The sequence below is a fragment of the Paenibacillus sp. SEL1 genome (genome assembly GCF_054602535.1).
In genome coordinates, this window is sequence record NZ_CM137723.1 from 4,300,180 (window position 1) to 4,320,125 (window position 19,946).

At 46.2% G+C, this 19,946-nt stretch carries 17 protein-coding genes; all 17 read left to right on the plus strand.

Features of this window, described 5'->3' with window-relative positions; translation table 11 throughout:
* Positions 1-28: 28 nt before the first annotated feature.
* The 17 genes from ACYCSE_RS20155 to ACYCSE_RS20235 all read left to right on the plus strand — a co-directional run bounded on the left by ACYCSE_RS20155 (position 29) and on the right by ACYCSE_RS20235 (position 19,751).
* Complete coding sequence (locus ACYCSE_RS20155) at positions 29-1,006, plus strand: DHH family phosphoesterase (RefSeq protein WP_061829438.1); 978 nt, start codon at positions 29-31, stop codon at positions 1,004-1,006.
* On the plus strand, positions 1,003-1,938 hold the full coding sequence (gene truB, locus ACYCSE_RS20160; protein WP_322159326.1) for a tRNA pseudouridine(55) synthase TruB: 936 nt from the start codon (positions 1,003-1,005) through the stop codon (positions 1,936-1,938). The genes ACYCSE_RS20155 and truB overlap by 4 nt, the downstream gene beginning before the upstream one ends.
* Positions 1,939-1,996: 58 nt before the next feature.
* The gene (locus ACYCSE_RS20165; protein WP_459699557.1) at positions 1,997-2,935 is read left to right on the plus strand and encodes a bifunctional riboflavin kinase/FAD synthetase; all 939 of its coding nucleotides are present in this window, start codon (positions 1,997-1,999) and stop codon (positions 2,933-2,935) included.
* 132 nt (positions 2,936-3,067) lie between these two features.
* A complete protein-coding gene (gene rpsO / locus ACYCSE_RS20170; protein ID WP_007430074.1) occupies positions 3,068-3,337 on the plus strand; it encodes a 30S ribosomal protein S15 in 270 nt (89 codons plus the stop codon).
* A 214-nt stretch (positions 3,338-3,551) separates the two neighbouring features.
* Positions 3,552-5,654 (plus strand): polyribonucleotide nucleotidyltransferase, encoded by a 2,103-nt coding sequence (gene pnp / locus ACYCSE_RS20175; protein WP_459699560.1) that lies wholly within the window; start codon positions 3,552-3,554, stop codon positions 5,652-5,654.
* Positions 5,655-5,884: 230 nt separating this feature from the next.
* Positions 5,885-6,889, plus strand: a complete 1,005-nt coding sequence (locus ACYCSE_RS20180; protein ID WP_459699562.1) for a polysaccharide deacetylase family protein — start codon at positions 5,885-5,887, stop codon at positions 6,887-6,889.
* A gap of 66 nt (positions 6,890-6,955) precedes the next feature.
* Complete coding sequence (locus ACYCSE_RS20185; protein ID WP_061829434.1) at positions 6,956-8,221, plus strand: M16 family metallopeptidase; 1,266 nt, start codon at positions 6,956-6,958, stop codon at positions 8,219-8,221.
* Complete coding sequence (gene dut / locus ACYCSE_RS20190; RefSeq protein WP_013309936.1) at positions 8,199-8,645, plus strand: dUTP diphosphatase; 447 nt, start codon at positions 8,199-8,201, stop codon at positions 8,643-8,645. Before ACYCSE_RS20185 ends, dut begins: the two co-directional genes overlap by 23 nt.
* A gap of 184 nt (positions 8,646-8,829) precedes the next feature.
* The gene (dpsA, locus tag ACYCSE_RS20195; protein WP_061829433.1) at positions 8,830-9,729 is read left to right on the plus strand and encodes a dipicolinate synthase subunit DpsA; all 900 of its coding nucleotides are present in this window, start codon (positions 8,830-8,832) and stop codon (positions 9,727-9,729) included.
* Positions 9,726-10,319 (plus strand): dipicolinate synthase subunit B, encoded by a 594-nt coding sequence (locus tag ACYCSE_RS20200; RefSeq protein WP_029517031.1) that lies wholly within the window; start codon positions 9,726-9,728, stop codon positions 10,317-10,319. The genes dpsA and ACYCSE_RS20200 overlap by 4 nt, the downstream gene beginning before the upstream one ends.
* A gap of 134 nt (positions 10,320-10,453) precedes the next feature.
* Positions 10,454-11,491, plus strand: a complete 1,038-nt coding sequence (locus tag ACYCSE_RS20205) for an aspartate-semialdehyde dehydrogenase (protein WP_165175626.1) — start codon at positions 10,454-10,456, stop codon at positions 11,489-11,491.
* 23 nt (positions 11,492-11,514) lie between these two features.
* Positions 11,515-12,732 (plus strand): aspartate kinase, encoded by a 1,218-nt coding sequence (gene dapG / locus ACYCSE_RS20210; protein WP_013309940.1) that lies wholly within the window; start codon positions 11,515-11,517, stop codon positions 12,730-12,732.
* Between the two features lie 39 nt (positions 12,733-12,771).
* The gene (gene dapA / locus ACYCSE_RS20215) at positions 12,772-13,653 is read left to right on the plus strand and encodes a 4-hydroxy-tetrahydrodipicolinate synthase (RefSeq protein ID WP_061829430.1); all 882 of its coding nucleotides are present in this window, start codon (positions 12,772-12,774) and stop codon (positions 13,651-13,653) included.
* A 349-nt stretch (positions 13,654-14,002) separates the two neighbouring features.
* Entirely contained in the window at positions 14,003-15,682 is a 1,680-nt protein-coding gene (locus ACYCSE_RS20220; RefSeq protein WP_013309942.1) for a ribonuclease J, read from the plus strand.
* Between the two features lie 229 nt (positions 15,683-15,911).
* Entirely contained in the window at positions 15,912-16,760 is an 849-nt protein-coding gene (locus tag ACYCSE_RS20225; protein ID WP_459699566.1) for a ClpP family protease, read from the plus strand.
* Positions 16,757-16,969: a YlzJ-like family protein gene (locus ACYCSE_RS20230; RefSeq protein WP_061829428.1), complete on the plus strand. Its 213-nt coding sequence runs from the start codon at positions 16,757-16,759 to the stop codon at positions 16,967-16,969. The genes ACYCSE_RS20225 and ACYCSE_RS20230 overlap by 4 nt, the downstream gene beginning before the upstream one ends.
* 103 nt (positions 16,970-17,072) lie before the next feature.
* Positions 17,073-19,751 (plus strand): FtsK/SpoIIIE family DNA translocase, encoded by a 2,679-nt coding sequence (locus ACYCSE_RS20235; protein WP_459699568.1) that lies wholly within the window; start codon positions 17,073-17,075, stop codon positions 19,749-19,751.
* Positions 19,752-19,946: the final 195 nt, after the last annotated feature.

Consider the following 19,946-nt stretch of genomic DNA (forward strand, 5'->3'; position numbering starts at 1 on the left):
CCATGAACTGAATGTAAAGGAGAAGGCAATGCATACCTATGAACAGGCGCTTCAACAAGCGAAGGAATTTATTCTGGAGCATGATGATTACCTGATCGTATCGCATGTACAGCCGGACGGAGACGCAGTCAGCTCCACCGTAACGGTGGGCTGGCTTCTCTCATGTCTGGGGAAGAAATTTACCATGCTGAATGAGGGGCCTATTCCCAAACGTATGGATTTTTTATGGCATGCCGATGAGATTATGGATATGAGCCAGCAACCGCCAGAACGGAAATACAACCGGATCATTTGTGTAGATTGTGCGGATTACCGTCGTGTTGGTTTGACAGAGCAGTTTTTTTCGGAAGATGCCATTATCCTGAATATTGATCATCATCCAACGAATGATGCTTACGGTACAGTTAATGTGATTAAGCCGGATGCTGCGGCAACAGCAGAAATTCTTTTTGATCTACTGAAAGAGTTTGCAGTAACCTGGGATGTCGAAATAGCAACGGCTTTATATACAGGGTTGCTAACGGATACAGGAGGTTTCCGTTACTCCAACACTTCACCGAAAGTGATGTCTACTGTGTCACAGCTACTTGCTTACGGTGTAGATGGTCCATCTTTATCCGAGAAATTGCTCGAGGAAATGACCTTTCCACAAATGAAGGTGTTAACAAAAGCATTGCAAACGCTCACGATGTCGGAGGATGGGAAAGTCGCTTGGGTCGTAGTAACCCCTGACGACATGACGGATTGTGGTGCTGTAAATGAGGACTTGGAAGGCATCGTGAATTATCCAAGAAATATTCGTGGAGTTGAAGTAGGCATTTTCTTTAAGGTTATTAATGATCAAGCGGTCAAGGCCAGCTTGAGATCGGCAGGGAATGTTGATGTAGCTGCGCTGGCTCAATCATTTGGGGGCGGTGGACATGTACGTGCAGCTGGCTGCCGGCTAGAGGGTAAGCTGGGAGATATCATTGAGACAGTAGTAGGGCGGGTGAAGTCTGAGCTATGAATCCGATAAAGAAGGAACAGGCGACTTGGGAAGGCATTCTACCTGTCTATAAACCTGCTGGATTTACCTCTCATGATGTGGTGGCCAAGGCTCGCCGTTTATTAGGTATGAAGCGAATCGGACACACTGGAACACTTGATCCGCAGGTAACCGGTGTTTTGCCCTTGTGTCTGGGACGTGCTACCCGTGTGGTGGAATACATGCAGGAGCGGCCCAAGGAATATCGGGCTACACTGCGATTAGGAATTGCCACGGATACCGAAGACCTGACTGGGAAAATCACGGAAGAGAGTGAACGTCCCGTAGAGGTGACGGAAGTGGAAGTCAAAGCGGTCCTGAAGCGTTTTGTTGGTACGATTTCCCAAGTACCTCCAATGTACTCCGCGCTAAAAGTGGACGGCAAACGTCTATATGAACTGGCTCGAGAAGGCAAAACCGTGGAGCGCAAAAGTCGTGAAGTGAGCATTTACGAGTTGGAAATGACGGGATTCGCGGAGACGGGGGTGTATGTGGATATTTCTTTTCGTGCCTTATGCTCCAAAGGTACTTATATCCGTACACTATGTGTTGATATTGGTCGTGAATTAGGATATCCTTCCACGATGGTCAAGCTGGAGCGAACCATGTCTGCGGGAATTCCTGCGGAACGATGTCTGACTTTCGAAGAAATAGAGCGTTTCGTTGCGGATGGCAGTCTTGGAGAGCGACTTATTACAACAGATCAGGCGATTGACTATATGCCTGAGCATATAGTGGCTGAAGCCAAGGTAACTGCGGCTCTGCAAGGCCAACGCCTGTCGCTGAATATGATTTCACCACCTGTGACGGACAATCAGCCCTTCCGTTTGTATAAAGAGGATAAAACGTTTTTAGGTATATATGGTCGGGATGAATCAGACGCGATCGCTCCCATTAAAGTTTTTTTACCTTGAATTGTGCTATAATTTTGACGAAGTTAGTCAAATGATGTGAAATGCAGGTGAATTAATAATGATTACCGTATCGTTATCTTATCCATTGAGTGATGAGCTTTTGCAGCAATGGGGACGTCCACAGGTCACGGCGATCGGTCAGTTTGATGGTCTTCATCTGGGACACGCAAGCGTGATACGTAAGGCCGTTGCGCTGGCTCGTGAACAGCATGTGCCGGTATCTGTCATGACATTTCATCCTCACCCGAAGGAAGTCATGAAAAAAGGCGATTATGAAGGTTATTTAACACCGCTTGCGGACAAGCAGACTATTCTGGCTGATATGGGTGTGGACGTACTTTATATTTTGAGTTTTAACGAAGAATTTTCCAAGGTCAGCCCTGAGGCGTTTATGAGCGACGTGCTGCTTCCATTGCACATTCGAACAGCGGTAGTAGGCTTTGATTTTCGGTTTGGCCACCGGGGAGCCGGGCATGAGGATACACTTCGGAAGCTGGGAGGAGAGCTGATGTCGGTGCACACCGTACCACCGTTCGAACTGGATGGGGACAAGGTGAGCAGCTCTGGCATTCGCCGTGCTTTACAGACCGGGGATCTAGCACATGCCTCTCGCTGGTTGGGACGTCCTTATCGTATCCAGGGTACTGTAATGGATGGAGAGAAGCGCGGACGTACGATCGGTTTTCCGACCGCTAATCTCAAACTGGATGATACTTACGTGATTCCGACCAAGGGTGTATACGCTGTACGGGCACTCATAGGCGATCGTTGGATAAACGGTGTAATGAATGTAGGGGTTAAGCCTACTTTTCATGAAGGTGTGCTGAATCCGTCGTTTGAGGTACATTTATTTGATTTTAATCAGCAAATTTATGGGGAGTCTGTGCTTGTGGAGCTTCACCACTACATCCGCCCTGAACGCAAATTCTCTTCGGTGGATGAGCTGATCAACCAAATTGGCAATGACGCACAAACGGCTAAAAAGCTGTTAGGCTAATTTATTTACATAAGACAGGCGCTGTGTTATACTGACTTATGTTGTGTAAACAACGATGAACCTTAGCTTGGTTGCCCGCTTTCACCGGCGGCTACGAGGCTAATGGCGATTATAATGAAGGAGGTGAACAGGATGGCATTGACTCAAGAGCGTAAACAGCAATTGATCGAGGAGTACAAAACTCATGAATCCGATACAGGATCACCAGAGGTACAAATCGCTATCCTTACTGAAAACATCGTCAACTTGCAAAGTCACTTTCGTTCGCACAAGAAAGACCATCACTCCCGCCGCGGGTTGTTGAAAATGGTCGGTCAACGTCGTAAACTTTTGGCTTACCTGAAGAAGACTGATGTTAAACGTTACAGTGCGTTGATCGAGCGTCTCGGACTGCGTCGTTAATTTTCAGACATGTAATGAGAAAAGAAGCCTGGTTGTTCACCGCTTGTCCCTGCTAAGGCGACGGCGGACAGCAGCCGGGTTCTTTTTTGAAATGAGGAATCTTTTTTTGAATTACATATCCTGATTTGTCTGCTAGCTTCTTATGAATAAGACCTGCGCAGGAAATACTGGATATGTATAGAACTTTTACAATGAAATGAAATGGAGGGATACCATGGAGCAACGCGTAGAAATGCAGCTCGGCGGAAGAAAGCTGGTGTTGGAAACAGGACGTCTTGCGAAACAAGCCAATGCGGCAGTTAAAGTGAGCTACGGAGAAACAGTTGTGCTTTGTACCGTGACCGCTTCCCGTGAACCGAAAGATTTGGACTTTTTTCCACTGACCGTAAACTATGAGGAAAGATTGTATGCTGTGGGGAAAATTCCTGGCGGATTTATTAAACGTGAAGGACGTCCGAGTCAAAAAGCGATTTTGTCCAGCCGTTTGACAGACCGTCCAATTCGCCCATTGTTCCCGGAAGGTTTCCGGAATGATGTACAGGTGTTGAATCTGGTTATGAGTGTCGATCAGGATTGCGAACCTGAAATTGCAGCAATGATCGGAACCTCGGCAGCACTTAGCATTTCGGATGTGCCTTTTAATGGGCCAATCGGTGGAGTCGCTGTAGGACGTGTAGACGGGCAATTTGTGATTAACCCGGATATTGCACAGCAGAATGCAAGCGATCTGTACCTGGTTGTAGCCGGAACGAAAGATGCCATCATGATGGTAGAAGCCGAAGGCAATGAGATTCCAGAGGAAGTTATGCTGGAAGCTATTATGTTTGGTCATGATGAGATTAAGAATATTGTGGCAGTTATTGAACAATTGGTGCAAGTAGCAGGTAAAGAGAAAATGCAGGTTAAACTGCATGCTGTTGATGAAAAAGTGAGCAGTGAAGTACGTGCTTATGCAGCTGAACGTTTAATGCATGCTGTTAAAATTGCAGAAAAACATGCTCGTCAAGAGGCAATTGATGCAGTCAACGAAGAGACAGTTGCCCATTTTGAAGCACAATACATAGAGACACCTGAGCTTTTGAGCGACGTGAGCGAAGTTCTCTATGATATCGTTAAGGAAGAAGTACGTCGTCTGATCACGCATGATAAAGTGCGTCCTGATGGTCGTAAGCTTGACGAAATTCGTCCGATTGAAAGCGATACTAGCATTTTGCCGCGTACTCATGGTTCGGGCTTATTTACACGCGGTCAAACGCAAGCACTTAGCATTTGTACACTTGGTGCATTGGGTGATGTACAAATTTTGGACGGTATTGATCTGGAAGAAACAAAACGCTTCATGCATCATTACAATTTCCCGCCATTCAGCGTAGGTGAGGCTCGTCCTTTGCGTGCGCCAGGTCGTCGTGAAATCGGACATGGTGCTCTTGGTGAACGTGCGCTTTCCAAAGTAATTCCTTCCGAAACTGAATTTCCATACACCATCCGTCTGGTTTCCGAGGTACTGGAATCGAATGGTTCGACTTCACAAGCCAGTATTTGTGCAAGTACACTGGCTATGATGGATGCAGGTGTACCGATTAAAGCTCCGGTTGCAGGTGTAGCCATGGGATTGATCAAGGATGGAGACCATGTTTCCGTATTGACTGATATCCAAGGTATGGAAGACCACCTGGGCGATATGGACTTTAAAGTTGCTGGTACCGCGGAAGGCGTAACTGCCATTCAAATGGATATTAAAATTAACGGTATTGACCGCCAGATTTTACAGGATGCGCTCAAGCAAGCTAAAGAAGGACGTTTGTTCATTCTTAGCAAAATGATGGAAGCGATCCAGAAGCCGCGTGAGCAGTTGTCTCCGTATGCTCCAAAAATTATGACGATGCACATTAACCCGGACAAAATCCGTGATGTTATTGGGGCTGGTGGTAAAATCATCAACAAAATCATCGAAGAAACCGGCGTGAAAATCGATATTGAACAAGATGGTCGTGTGTTCATCGCTTCCACAAATCAAGAGATGAATGAAAAAGCACGTTCCATTATTGAGGGTATCGTAAAGGAAGTCGTGATCGGTGAGATTTACATCGGTACAGTAAAACGGATTGAGAAATTCGGTGCATTTGTTGAAATTTTACCGGGCAAAGATGGTCTGGTTCATATTTCTCAACTGTCTACTGAGCGTGTAGCCAAAGTTGAAGATGTAATTGCTATTGGGGATACAATTACGGTGAAAGTAACCGAAATTGATCAACAAGGTCGTGTCAATCTGTCCCGTAAGGCTGTTCTGACTGCAGAAGCACCTGCAAAATCCTAGGTATCTGCATGTTGCAGACTAGAAAGGCAGGAGTAGCTTTTCGTATTAACAGTACAAGGGATTTGAATAGCATTGTTTAAGCTTTAGGAAAGAGGCAGAGCTACGTTTCTGGCTCTTTTTTCATACATATGCACAAGCTGCACCCAAGTGAGCTTCTAGAGCTTGCTACGTCATAGTTCTTGTCCTCGCCGCATACAATGTGGACAAACGGGCGGGGGGATGAAGGAATTATGAGTAGGGCAAAACGAGCAGTGTGGGTGGTAGCCAGTTTAGCCATCACACTCGTAATCGGGCAGTTTAGTGGGGTTCGTGACTATGCTAGTCAATTACGCAATGGAGACGTTACAGGGGTTAAAGAGCCAGAGGCTGTAACCACGATGGCGATAGCAGCTTTGCCCGACAATGCGCTTATGCAGCGACTAAGAACAGAAGCAGCACGTCAGCGGCGGGAACCAGTTGATGCCAAGATCGACAGGGTATGGAAGGCTATTCCAGGCTATAACGGACTGGAGGTGGATTTGGATGCTACCTATCGCAAAGCAATTGCATCTCCGGATCGACCCATTCAATATGTATATCGGCAATTGGCACCTAAAATACATTTAAATCAGCTTGGTAATGTTCCAATTTACAGGGGGAATCCCGAAAAGCCGATGGTATCTTTCATGATCAATGTAGCATGGGGGAATGAATTTATCTTGCCGATATTGAACACGCTGGATCAGGAAAAGGTCAAGGCTACATTTTTTCTTGATGGAAGTTGGTTGAAAAAAAATCCTGATCTCGCCAAGGAGATTCAAAAAAGAGGGCATGAGCTTTCGAACCATGCATACTCTCATCCAAATATGAGCCGTCTGAGTCGGGCCAGAGCCACACAAGAAATTGAAAAGACTCAAGTGCTTCTTCAAGAAACTTTGGGTATCAAAAATAACTGGTTTGCCCCTCCATCGGGTGATTTTAATCAGCAAACGGTGGATATAGCAGCAGAACGTGGGCTCAAAACAGTGTTGTGGACATTGGACACTGTAGATTGGAGACATCCGTCACCGGAATCGGTGATTAACAAAATCAGCAGTAAGGTTGAATCAGGCTCCCTGATATTGATGCACCCAACAGATTCCTCATCGGCTGCTCTCAAAGGCATGATTCATGCTATTCGTAGTAAGGGACTTGTGCTCGGAACTGTCAGTCAGACACTTTCCCCTGATCGGCAACTACCTGCTCCGGTTGAGTGAACGTCTTTTTTCTGTTAGGATTGAACATTATGGCTAAGTATGCAATTCAGTTTAGGAGGGCCAATCGTGGAAAGAATTCAACTTAAAAACGGCCTAAGAGTGGTCATTGAAAAAATTCCAACCGTACGTTCAGTTTCTTTCGGTATCTGGGTTAAAACTGGCTCCCGGAATGAAACGCCGGACAATAGCGGTATTTCTCATTTTATCGAACACATGCTTTTCAAAGGAACAGAGCGTTTTAACGCTAAGGAAATCGCTGAGCAATTCGATGCCATCGGAGGAAATGTTAATGCTTTCACTTCGAAGGAATATACATGCTATTATGCCAAAGTATTGGATGAGCATCTACCGATCGCAGTTGATGTGCTGTCTGATATGTTTTTTAATTCCAAACTAGATCAGGAAGAATTGGCAAAAGAGAAGAATGTGATTTTGGAGGAAATCTCCATGTACGAGGATACACCGGATGATATGGTGCACGATCTTGTATCTCGCGCGGCCTATGGTGAACATCCACTGGCTTATCCGATTCTCGGAACCGAAGATCACCTGCTTGCTATGGATAGCTCACACCTCAGTCATTATATGAAGGAGCATTATACAATCGACAATACAGTTATCAGTGTGGCTGGTAATGTTGACGATCGCTTGGTAGAATTGTTGGAGCGACATTTTGGACATTTTGATAATCATGGAACCGTTTCGCCGCTGACAGTACCTGTGTTTAACGGTGAGCTGTTGTATCATGAGAAAGCAACGGAGCAAAATCATATTTGTTTATCCCTGCCTGGATTTGCAGCGGGTGACGAGCTCCAGTATGCTATGGTTTTGCTGAATAACGCGATCGGCGGCGGCATGAGTTCACGTTTGTTTCAAGAAATTCGGGAAAAGCGTGGACTGGCTTATTCGGTTTATTCCTATCATAGCTCCCATGCGGACAGTGGGTTGTTCACGATCTATGCAGGTACGGCTCCTAAGCAAACAAAGGACGTGCTGGATTTGACGCTGGAGCTTTTACGAGATGTGGCTGTCAACGGTTTGGACGCTAATGAGCTTCGTAAAGGTAAGGAACAATTAAAAGGAAGTTTGATTTTAAGCCTTGAAAGTACAGGTAGCCGGATGAATCGGCTTGGAAAAAATGAATTAATGCTCGGTCAGCATTATACGCTGGATCAAATGATCGAGCATATCGAGCAAGTGACCGCAAATGATGTGAATAAAGTGCTGGATCGGATGTTCTCGGAGCCGTTTGCCCTGTCGATGGTGGGAGCGAGTGATTCAGCGGTAAAGGATATGAGGAGGGACTATTTTGTTAACTTACGTGGAAATTAACAGACTCGCGGGCAATGAAGATATTGAGCTGCCCCGCAAAATGTCAGAGCTTGCATCAGGGTTTGACTTGTATGCAGCAGTACAGGAAAATCTGGTACTGGAACCCGGCAAACGTTGCCTCGTTCCAACTGGATTTGCAATAGCTATGCCAGCGGGATTGGAGGCACAGATCCGTCCGCGAAGTGGACTGGCTCTTAAGCATGGTATTACTTGTCTCAATACACCGGGAACGATTGATGCGGATTATCGTGGGGAGATTAAGGTACTTCTTATTAATTTGGGCGAGGAATCGTTCACGATTACGCGCAATGAGCGAATTGCACAAATGGTATTTCAGGTTGTACCTGAGGTAGAGCTGAAACAAGTAGACCAATTATCTGAAACAGTGCGTGGTGCTGGAGGCTTTGGCCATACAGGACGCTGAGGTTATGGTTGGTTTGCGATGTACGAATGTCTATTTTGTAAAATCTTCAAATTTCTTGCTTAAGAGTAAGCATGCAAATAAAGGTCGCCTCATAAAGGGGCGGCTTTTTTTTGTGTTTTTTCACCCCTCTCCGGGCACTCGCATAGACTAAAAGCATATCGTGTCTCGGAAAGGAGTGATCCGGATGCTAACAGGAATACGCGTCGTTGTTTTGGGTGGCGATGCGAGGCAGCTTGAGGTAATCCGCAAATGTGTGGACATGGATGCTACCGTCAGTGTGGTCGGTTTTGACAAGCTTGAAGTACCACTCAAAGGAGTGACACTAGAACCAATGTCTGTCAAGCTGCTGGAATCGTCAGACGCACTGATTTTGCCGGTGGTGGGATGCGATGAGGAAGGCAACGTAAATGCACTTTTCGGAGCACAGAAGCTCCAGTTTCTGAATGAACATGCTGCTGCTCTTCCACCGCATTGCGTTGTATATACAGGGATGGCGCGGACGTACTTAAAAGAAATTTGTACCAGACATGAGTTAAAGCTGGTAGAGCTGCTGGAGAGAGATGATGTGGCCATATACAACTCTATACCTACGGCCGAAGGCGCACTGATGATGGCCATTCAGCATACTGATTTTACGATTCACGGTGCAGATTGTATGGTTCTAGGCATGGGACGGACTGGATTTACCATGGCAAGGGCACTACAGGGGTTGGGAGCCAGAGTGAAGGTTGGAGTACGGCGGGCAGAGGATGCAGCAAGAGCCGTGGAAATGGGTTGGAAGCCTTTTATGACAAGGGATTTGTCGCATGAGACAAAGGGAGTTGACTTGATTTTTAATACGATACCCTCTATGATTATCACAGCGCAAATCCTGTCTAAATTGCCATTGAGCACCGTGATTATAGATCTTGCTTCCGCCCCAGGCGGATGTGATTTCCGTTATGCGGAAAAGCGTGGAATCAAGGCTATGCTTGCCCCTGGTCTTCCCGGTATAGTTGCTCCCAAAACTGCTGGTGCCATTATAGCGAATACGCTGGTGCAGTTGTTAATGGAAGATAATCCTGATCGGGGGGATGCACAATGAGTTGGCAAGGGAAAACAGTAGGTTATGCAATTACAGGCTCACATTGCACATTTGAAGAGGTAATGCCTGTTATACAGCGCTTTGTTGATGAGGGTGCGAAGGTCGTTCCTATTATATCCAATACAGTACTAACAACGGATACTCGCTTTGGTACTTCGCAAAGTTGGCAAAAACAGTTGAAAGATATAACAGGGAATGATATCATTTCTACAATTGTGGAGGCTGAGCCACTGGGTCCCTCCCAAATACTCGATGTGCTGGTGATTGCACCTTTGACGGGGAATTCGATGAGTAAGTTAGCGAATGCAATGACAGACAGTCCAGTTTTGATGGCTGCCAAGGCGCAATTGCGCAACGGTCGTCCACTTCTTTTAGCTATATCTACTAATGATGGACTGGGTCTAAATGCTGCCAATATCGCCAAATTACTCGTAGCCAAAAATATCTTTTTTGTGCCGTTCGGACAGGACAATCCAGTTAAAAAGCCGAACTCGCTTGTAGCTAACATGGAGTTGATTCCGGAGGCTGCTTATGAAGCATTGCAGGGCAAACAGCTTCAGCCGATGATTGTGGAACGCAAGACCCCATGAAGTATTATAGTTAACTGCTGAGCATCCCTCGCCTAGAAGATGATTCGATATTGTATCGGGTCTAATTTCTTGTTGGCGGTGGATGCTTTCAGAATAAAAAATGGTTTTTTAGTCGAGAAGGGGAGATACACCAGATGAGCAATAGAAAGTTTAATGTAGCTGTCGTTGGAGCGACAGGCGCTGTAGGAGAACAGATCGTAAATCTGCTGGAAAAACGGGATTTTCCTGTGGACAAAATCAAATTTCTTTCTTCGCCTCGTTCTGCTGGCACGTTAATTAGCTTTAAAGGTCAGCAAATTCCAGTAGAGATTGCTACCCCCGACAGCTTTGAAGGAATCGACATTGCTTTGTTTAGTGCAGGTGGAGACGTAAGTAAGGAATTGGCGCCGCATGCTGTTCGTCATGGGGCAGTTTGCATTGACAACACCAACGCATTCCGAATGGATCCGACAGCTCCTCTTGTAGTGCCTGAGGTGAACAGCGACAAAATTGCCGAGCATCAAGGAATTATTGCGAACCCGAACTGCTCCACCATTCAGATGGTAGCTGCTTTGAAACCATTATATGATCAGTATGGCATCTCTCGTATCATTGTATCCACATATCAGGCCGTTTCCGGCGCTGGAAGCCGAGCTATTGATGAATTGAATCGTCAAAGCGCAGCGATTCTGAACGGTGATGAAGTCCAGCCTGATCTGTTGCCAGTAGGCTCGTTGCCAGTAAAGCATCAGATTGCTTTTAATGCTATCCCGCAAATCGATAAATTCCAGGACAATGGTTATACACTGGAAGAAATGAAAATGGTACGTGAAACGAAAAAAATACTGGGTGACGAATCTGTGGACGTAACAGCAACGTGTGTGCGTATTCCTGTTGTATACGGTCACTCGGAATCTGTATATGTAGAACTTAAAAAAGATTATGATTTAGAAGAAATCCGCAATCTGCTGGCTTCGGCACCAGGAGTAACGCTGGTGGACGATCCTGCTGCTCAGCTTTATCCACTGGCATCTGATGCTGCAGGAAAACCTGACGTATTTGTGGGGCGTGTACGCCGTGATTTGGGCAATAGCCGTGGATTGAATTTGTGGGTCGTATCCGACAACCTGCTTAAAGGAGCAGCATGGAACGCGGTGCAAATCGCAGAAATTATTGCTGCAAACGCGGAGTAACGTTCCGATATGGGGGAAGAATAATGGGTATTTTGGTGCAGAAATTTGGGGGAACCTCGCTGTCCACACCTGAAGCACGTCAACTTGTGCTGGCACATGTGAAGCGGGAGCTGGAACAAAATCTTCAATTGGTTGTTGTTGTGTCGGCCATGGGGAGAAAAGGAGAGCCTTATGCCACCGACACGCTACTGGATTGGGCGGCGTCTAACGGCGACAGTCTTCCGAAGCGCGAACGGGATTTACTGCTGTGCTGTGGTGAAATCATTTCTGCTGCTACATTATGCAGCCTGATGGAGAAGGAAGGTATTCCTGCTACGGTGCTAACTGGGGCACAGGCGGGCTTTATTACGGATGATCAATACGGCAATGCTCGTATTTTGGATATAAAGCCAGACCGTGTTGTTGAAGAGTTGAACCAAGGCAGAGTTGTCATAGTGACAGGTTTTCAGGGACAAACAGCAGACGGTGATATGACTACCTTGGGTCGGGGAGGCAGCGATACGTCAGCTACTGCTCTGGGTGCTGCTCTACATGCGGATATGGTTGATATTTATACGGATGTGAATGGTATATTGACTGCCGATCCGCGCATTGTGGAAAACGCAAAGCCACTTACACATGTTAGCTATACGGAGATTTGTAATATGGCTCATCAGGGAGCAAAGGTTATCCATCCTCGTGCTGTTGAAATCGCCATGCAGGCTAATATCCCGGTCCGTGTTCGCTCTACCTTCTCCGAAGGAGAAGGTACGTTAGTTACCCACCCGGAAGGCTTCAAAGACGTGCAGGCAGACATCGTAGACCGTTTCGTGACCGGTATTGCGTATGTCGGCAATGTCACTCAGATTAATGTTGAATTAAAGCCGGGTTTGGAGCACTTGCAATTACAAGTATTCAAATCTATGGCTGAACATGGAATTAGCGTTGACTTTATTAACGTAACGCCATCGGGGGCAGTTTATACTGTGTTCGATCATGATGGAAGCAAAGCGGTTGAAGTATTGAACGGTTTGGGTCTAGAACCTAAGATACTGGCCGGGTGTGCTAAAGTTTCTGTCATAGGCGGTGGTATCAACGGGGTACCAGGCATTATGGCGACGATTGTGGAGGCATTGGCAGAATCAGACGTACAGATCCTTCAATCCGCAGATTCCAATACGACGATCTGGGTACTTGTTAAAAAAGAAGATATGGTGCAGGCTGTACGCGCATTGCATAATAAATTTGAACTCCATCAATAGGCGCATTGTCCGTGCTCGGACTTGCAAAAAGGAGGCAGCATGGTGAACTTCGGCAGATTGATTACCGCAATGGTGACACCTTTTGATAAGCAAGGAGAGATTGACTGGACTGCATTGTCCTCGTTGATTGATTACTTAATAGAAGAACAGCACTCAGAGTCGCTTGTTGTATCTGGAACAACAGGGGAGTCTCCTACCCTGAGCGATGATGAAAAAATCAAGTTGTTTGCATTTGTTGTAGAAAAAGCAGCTGGACGATGTAAAATTATTGCCGGGACTGGAAGCAACAATACGCGTCACTCCATTCATCTAACCCGTGCCGCGGAGCAGGCAGGAGCAGATGGTGTTCTACTGGTAGTGCCATATTATAATAAACCGAATCAGGAAGGGATGTATCAGCATTTCGAAAGTATTGCGAACTCCACATCCCTCCCAGCTATACTGTATAATGTTCCAAGTCGTACTGGAGCGAGTCTAACAGCTGAAACAACACTGCGCCTTGCACAAATTCCGAATATTGTGGGAACTAAAGAATGTGCATCACTTGCGCAGGTCACACAGATTGCAGCGGCAGCGCCAGAAGGTTTTCTGGTTTATTCCGGGGATGATGCTTCTGGGTTGCCTGCTATGGCTGTAGGTGCTTATGGTATTATCAGCGTAGCGAGTCATGTGGTAGGTGCTGAAATGAAGCAGATGATCGATTCACTTGTAGGAGGACACTCGCAGGAGGCAGCAAAGTTGCATCAGCAGTTGTTCCCGATTTTCAAGGGTTTGTTTGGCTGTCCTCATCCTCTGCCTAATCCGGTGGCAGTAAAATATGCATTGGAATTACGGGGGGTTAAGGTAGGTTCGGTTCGGTTGCCGCTCATTCCTCCAACTGAGGATGAAGCGGAATTTATTAAGAAATTATTTACCCGCTAAAGAGAAATAGGAATGTAAGATGTTAATTAATACTAAGGAGTATCCTTGTTAAGGGCAGTCGGTAGGTACAAAACCGATAGGGTTTATTGTCTGACAAGGTTTCCAGCGTGAAGGGCGTTCTTATAGGACGCCCTTTTTGCTGTGCTTTTAACCATGTATGTAGACAAAATGACAGATACTAATGGTTTCAGACGGCAATGGGAAACCTAGCGTAACGAACAGGATGACTTGTTTTTTCGTATTTTAATCATGTATAATGGGGTCAAGTGACTGGGTGCGGTATTTTTTTGAAAATTAAATAAACAAATCAAGGTACGACGTCCAACTACCATAGGAGGTTTAGATTCATTTGTCTAAAAAAACAAACAACGATAAATTGATGATTTTCGCTTTGGGCGGCGTCGGTGAAATCGGGAAAAATATGTATGTCGTTCAATACGGCAATGACATTGTCGTGGTGGATTCCGGTTTGAAATTCCCGGAAGAGGACATGCTGGGCATTGATATCGTTATTCCTGATATTTCCTACCTTACAGAGAACCGCGACAAAGTAAGAGGCATTGTGCTGACTCATGGTCACGAGGACCATATCGGCGGTTTGCCTTACGTGTTGAAACATTTGAATGTACCAGTATATGGTACCAAATTGACGCTGGGATTGGTGGAAAACAAGCTGAAGGAAGCGAATCTGCTTGGTGAAACCAAACGTATTTTGATCAATGCTGATTCTGAAATCAAGCTGGGTTCCACACTGAAAGCAACATTCTTCAGAACCAACCATAGTATTCCAGATTCTGTAGGTGTATGTATTGATACTCCTGAAGGCGCTGTTGTTCATACAGGTGACTTCAAATTTGACCATACTCCGGTCAACGGACAATATGCAGATTTGCAGCGTATGGCTGAAATTGGCACACGTGGCGTACTGGCTCTTTTGTCAGACAGTACGAATGCCGAAAAACCGGGCTTTACACCTTCGGAAAAGAGCGTTGGTATTGTCCTGGAAGACATTTTCCGCAAGTCGAGACAGCGTGTGGTCGTAGCCACTTTTGCTTCTAACGTACATCGTATTCAACAGGTAATTAATGCTGCTGAAGCAACGGGACGTAAAGTAACAGTTATTGGTCGAAGCATGGTTAATGTCGTAGGTATTGCTTCGGACTTGGGCTATTTGGAAATTCCAGATGGAATGCTGATTGAGCCTGAAGAAGTTGGCAAAATGTCAGCGGATCGTGTAGTTATTCTCTGCACAGGCAGTCAGGGTGAACCGATGTCAGCTTTGACAAGAATGGCTCGTTCCACACATCGAAAGGTTGACATTCTTCCAGGGGATTCAGTCATCATCGCAGCTACTCCAGTACCAGGTAATGAAAAATACGTTGGACGCACAATTGATGAGCTGTTCCGTCTGGGTGCCAATGTATATTACAGCGCAGCTAATCCAGGTATCCACGTTTCTGGACACGGAAGCCAGGAAGAACTCAAGCTGATGCTGAATCTGATGAAACCAAAGTTCTTCTTGCCAATTCATGGTGAGTTCAGAATGCAACGTCGTCACGCTCTTCTTGCTGAAGGCGTAGGTATTGAGCCTGAAAATATCTTTATCACGGATATCGGTGAAGTCATTGAAATTCAGAATGGTGGAGCACGCAGAGCTGGTAAAGTTACAGCAGGTAACGTACTGATCGATGGACTAGGCGTAGGGGATGTAGGAAATATCGTATTGCGCGACCGCAAATTGCTGTCACAGGACGGTATTTTGGTAGTTGTTGTTACGCTGAGCAAGCAAGACGGAACGATTAAATCGGGACCAGATATCATTTCTCGAGGTTTCGTATATGTCCGTGAATCGGAAGGTTTGCTGGATGAAGCGAATCGTATTGTCTCAAGTACACTGCATAAGCTCATGAGTGAAAATGTAAATGAATGGGCTTCCCTCAAGACAAATGTCAAGGATGCACTAGGTCGCTTCTTGTATGAGCAAACTCGTCGGAGACCGATGATCCTGCCAATTATAATGGAAGTGTGATTCAATTGAAATTTGTTCAAAAACCTGAATTAAAAACTTAAGTCACAGGCACACAGTCGCCTCTCTTCCCGCAGGAAATATTGGACGGTTTCCGCGGGAGGAGAGGCTTTTTTGATTTTCCGGGATAAGGAAAATCATGGAGTCGGGTATAAGATATTCCATTTCCATCCCATACTATAGGGTGAATACGGGTCATATAGATGCGTAAAGCGAAAGGAAGATCACCCATATGGAACAATACAGCAATCTAACATCTGGCAATGAGGAAACCGAAGTGCCAGATCAACCAGAAATTGGACAAAGACCCGCTTTGCCTGCTATGGAGGCTTTGCAGCAGCTGGGTCAAACCTCCATGCCTGGAGGCGAGTCCAATATTTTTTGCATGACGATTATCGGTCAGATTGAAGGGCATCTCATTTTACCGCCTCAAAACAAAACGACAAAATATGAGCACATTATTCCCCAGTTGGTAGCGGCAGAACAAAATCCTCGTATCGAAGGATTAATGATTTTGCTGAATACAGTTGGTGGTGATGTAGAGGCAGGACTAGCTATTGCTGAAATGATCGCATCGATGAGTAAACCAACGGTGACCATTGTCATAGGTGGGGGGCATAGCATCGGTGTGCCGATTGCTGTGTCTTCCACTTATTCCTACATTGCGGAGAGTGCGACGATGACCATTCATCCCATTCGTATGAGCGGTCTGGTCATTGGAGTACCACAAACTTTTGAATACATGGAAAAAATGCAGGAACGTGTTGTACGCTTTGTCGTTTCTCATTCTCGTATTACAGAAGAGCAGTTTAAGGAATTAATGTTTAAAACCGGTGAGTTAAACCGCGATATTGGTACAGCGGTTGGGGGAGCCGATGCAGTGAAGTATGGATTGATGGACGCGGTTGGAGGCATCGGAGAGGCTTTAAAACAGCTGAACACCATTATTGAAACGCGGCGTCAGCAAAACGGGATCGCTGGGATTCAACAGCAGGCTCCGTATGCTCCTTTTTCTCCTAGTGCCACAGGAACTCCTACAGAGACACTGTCAGGGGAGCCTAGCGGGGAGCTACCACAATGACACTATATACTGTAATGCCGATGGAAATGGTATGGCAAGGGATGTGGAAAGAGGCTGAGGAGTTTGCAGAGGTTCGGGTAGACGGTCTACTTATGCAAGTACAGCCGCTTGAAAGTCGTCGGGGGATCATTGTACGGTTGTTGGACTGTCCTCTGGAAGCCTATCTGAATCCGCGCTATGGACCAGGTCAAGTCATCGAGTGGTCGTAGAAGGTGTCGAATAGTATAGAAATAGGTCGTTTACTGTTGAAAAAGAACATATGTGCGGATACCGGGTGACGTGGTATAATATTCTTCTGGGGGGTGACCTTGTATGTCCAGAAGAAGAAAAAGAAAAAAGAAAGCCGCATTTGGCGGAGTTCTAAAATTTGAAATTTACGGCATTGTGCTGATTACATTAGCGGTCATTGCGTTGTCGGGTGAAGCGGCGGTTGGTCGGTCGCTATCCAAGATGTTTGGGCTCGTACTGGGGAAATTCTATTTTGTTATCCCTCTGATTGGCATTTATTATGGTCTGATGGTGATGATTCACCGCAAGTGGCCGAACCAGTGGAACTCCCGCAAAACGGGTTTGCTCCTGTTAGTATTTGCCTTTACACTTATGAGTTCTATTTCATCTATGGAGCAGCGTTTGGGGCCGATCAACGCGCTTCAGCCGGGCGGAGTGATGACCCAGATACATATAGATATGCGTGAGCAGTTGCTGTCGCCTGACCAGCAGGGTCATACCTCAATGCTGAACAAGGATATCAGCGGGGGTTACGTAGGCGCATTGCAGCTTACTGTTCTGTTATGGCTGTTTGGTCTCACGGGAGCTAAACTGATCATGATTGTTATGTTCGTCATTTGTTTCATGCTGATGACCCAACTGTCCTATGTGGATTTGGTACGGATTGTAAAGACCAAGCTGCTGACAGCCGGGGGAAGCGTGCGCAAAAAATGGACTGGTAAAGCTACTCCGCTTTCAGCATCAAGCAAAGGCAGTGGAAATAGAAAAATCAAGTCTGAGCCCATTCCTGCCTATGAGGAAGACATGGATGATGACTTTGACGAAATGCAGCCTCCTGCACGGAAACAGCCGATTTTCTTTCAGTTGTTTGGCCTCAAAAATTCAGATAAAGTGGACAAGGATGAGCATTCCGTCGATACGGATGAGGATGATCATGATCTTCCATATGAAGCTGAGGACGCGCAGGCCCAGTGGAGAAACGGCAACCAGAGTGAAGAGATGTCTGACGTAGTCGAACACGCTGAGCAGGAAGCTGCAACTCCGGTAAAAAGGTCGCCGATCATTAGGGATTTCTTCGAACAAGTAAAGCATGAGGAAAGAAGACCGGAAGCTGAATTTGGAGAGTCCCTGACAGGGGTAGAGCAGACAACTTCCATTATTGACGAATCCCTGGATGATGACTTTGTGGATGCCAGTGCAAATACGGATATGGATGATTCGACAGCGATCCAGGGGACATTAGAAGGTGCTCAGGGACAAGCTCAGACGATTGCAACTGGGGTGGCAGGCGAAGAGGCTGAAGGTAACCATACAGCTATTCCGGCTCCGCCGCCGCCTAAACCGTACAAGCTCCCATCATTTCGTTTACTTGCTAAACCACAAAACGCAGGCAAAGGTATGGGACAAAAGGATTACATGCAAACGGCACGTAAGCTGGAGGCAACGCTGGAAAGCTTCGGTGTGCGGGCGAAGGTGCTGGAGGTTGTCCGTGGCCCTGCCGTAACGCGTTATGAAATTCAGCCGGACATTGGAGTAAAGGTCAGCCGCATTGTGAGTCTGACGGATGACATTGCGCTTGCGCTTGCTGCCAAAGATATCCGTATGGAGGCTCCGATTCCTGGAAAATCTGCTATCGGAATTGAGGTTCCGAATAATGAAGTTTCCATTGTAACGATGCGTGAGGTAATGGAGACAACCGTTTTCCAGGAGTCAGCTTCCAATTTATCTATTGCATTCGGACGTGATATCGCAGGACAGACGATTGTCGGTAATTTGGCCAAGATGCCCCATTTGCTTGTAGCTGGGGCAACAGGTTCGGGTAAATCAGTGTGTATCAATGGGATCATTACGAGTATTTTGTACAAAGCAAAGCCGGATGAGGTCAAATTTTTGATGGTCGATCCTAAAATGGTGGAGTTGAACGTGTACAACGGAATCCCGCATTTGTTGGCTCCGGTCGTGACTGATCCAAAGCGAGCCTCACTTGCATTGAAGAAAATTGTAGTTGAAATGGAAAAAAGATATGAGTTATTTTCCAAATCAGGAACCCGTAATATTGAGGGCTATAATAATCTGATGAAAGATAACCCGGATGCATTTCTGCCTTACATCGTCGTTATTGTGGACGAGTTGGCAGATTTAATGATGGTAGCTGCGGGAGATGTGGAGGATGCGATTGCACGACTTGCCCAAATGGCGCGTGCAGCAGGCATCCACCTTATCATTGCAACGCAAAGACCTTCGGTTGATGTAATTACCGGGGTGATTAAAGCCAATATTCCTTCACGTATTGCCTTCGGCGTTTCCTCGCAGGTAGACTCCCGTACCATATTGGACATGGGTGGAGCCGAGAAGCTACTCGGACGTGGTGATATGCTGTTCATGCCAATGGGTGCTTCCAAACCAGTCCGCGTTCAGGGAGCATTCATGAGCGATCAAGAAGTCGAAAATATTGTTAGCTACGTACGTGAACAGGGTGAAGCGCAGTATGATGAAACGTTAGTGCCGGAGGTGGAAGAGGTATCGGCTGATGCAGATGAAATGCTGGATGAGCTGTACGATCAGGCGGTCAACATCATTTTAGAGGCTAAACAAGCTTCCGTTTCGCTCCTTCAGCGCCGTATGCGGATCGGTTATACACGTGCTGCTCGACTGATTGACTCCATGGAAGCTCGCGGAGTCATCGGCCCTTATGAGGGCAGCAAGCCCCGTGAGGTCCTTATCTCAATGGAGCAATATCAGCAAAATAAAGTAAGTTCCTAAGCATGATCTCTATCCAGCACTACATTAAAACGCTGTTTGTTCGCATGGTGGTTGTTCTAATATGACAACTCCGAGTGCACAAACAGCGTTTTTTTGTGATGTTTTTTGAGGTGTGGCGACTACCTGCTGAAAGAAGATTAAAAGGGTGAATAGCTTTAAGCGGACCTTGTCATAATAAACGTAGCCATCCTGTTA

Bases quoted from the DNA above. Each gene is read 5' to 3' on its own strand.
- ACYCSE_RS20155 (WP_061829438.1), top strand. From the start codon at position 29: ATGCATACCTATGAACAGGCGCTTCAACAAGCGAAGGAATTTATTCTG.
- truB (WP_322159326.1), top strand. From the start codon at position 1,003: ATGAATCCGATAAAGAAGGAACAGGCGACTTGGGAAGGCATTCTACCT.
- ACYCSE_RS20165 (WP_459699557.1), top strand. From the start codon at position 1,997: ATGATTACCGTATCGTTATCTTATCCATTGAGTGATGAGCTTTTGCAG.
- rpsO (WP_007430074.1), top strand. From the start codon at position 3,068: ATGGCATTGACTCAAGAGCGTAAACAGCAATTGATCGAGGAGTACAAA.
- pnp (WP_459699560.1), top strand. From the start codon at position 3,552: ATGGAGCAACGCGTAGAAATGCAGCTCGGCGGAAGAAAGCTGGTGTTG.
- ACYCSE_RS20180 (WP_459699562.1), top strand. From the start codon at position 5,885: ATGAGTAGGGCAAAACGAGCAGTGTGGGTGGTAGCCAGTTTAGCCATC.
- dpsA (WP_061829433.1), top strand. From the start codon at position 8,830: ATGCTAACAGGAATACGCGTCGTTGTTTTGGGTGGCGATGCGAGGCAG.
- ACYCSE_RS20200 (WP_029517031.1), top strand. From the start codon at position 9,726: ATGAGTTGGCAAGGGAAAACAGTAGGTTATGCAATTACAGGCTCACAT.
- ACYCSE_RS20205 (WP_165175626.1), top strand. From the start codon at position 10,454: ATGAGCAATAGAAAGTTTAATGTAGCTGTCGTTGGAGCGACAGGCGCT.
- dapG (WP_013309940.1), top strand. From the start codon at position 11,515: ATGGGTATTTTGGTGCAGAAATTTGGGGGAACCTCGCTGTCCACACCT.
- dapA (WP_061829430.1), top strand. From the start codon at position 12,772: ATGGTGAACTTCGGCAGATTGATTACCGCAATGGTGACACCTTTTGAT.
- ACYCSE_RS20225 (WP_459699566.1), top strand. From the start codon at position 15,912: ATGGAACAATACAGCAATCTAACATCTGGCAATGAGGAAACCGAAGTG.
- ACYCSE_RS20230 (WP_061829428.1), top strand. From the start codon at position 16,757: ATGACACTATATACTGTAATGCCGATGGAAATGGTATGGCAAGGGATG.
- ACYCSE_RS20235 (WP_459699568.1), top strand. From the start codon at position 17,073: ATGTCCAGAAGAAGAAAAAGAAAAAAGAAAGCCGCATTTGGCGGAGTT.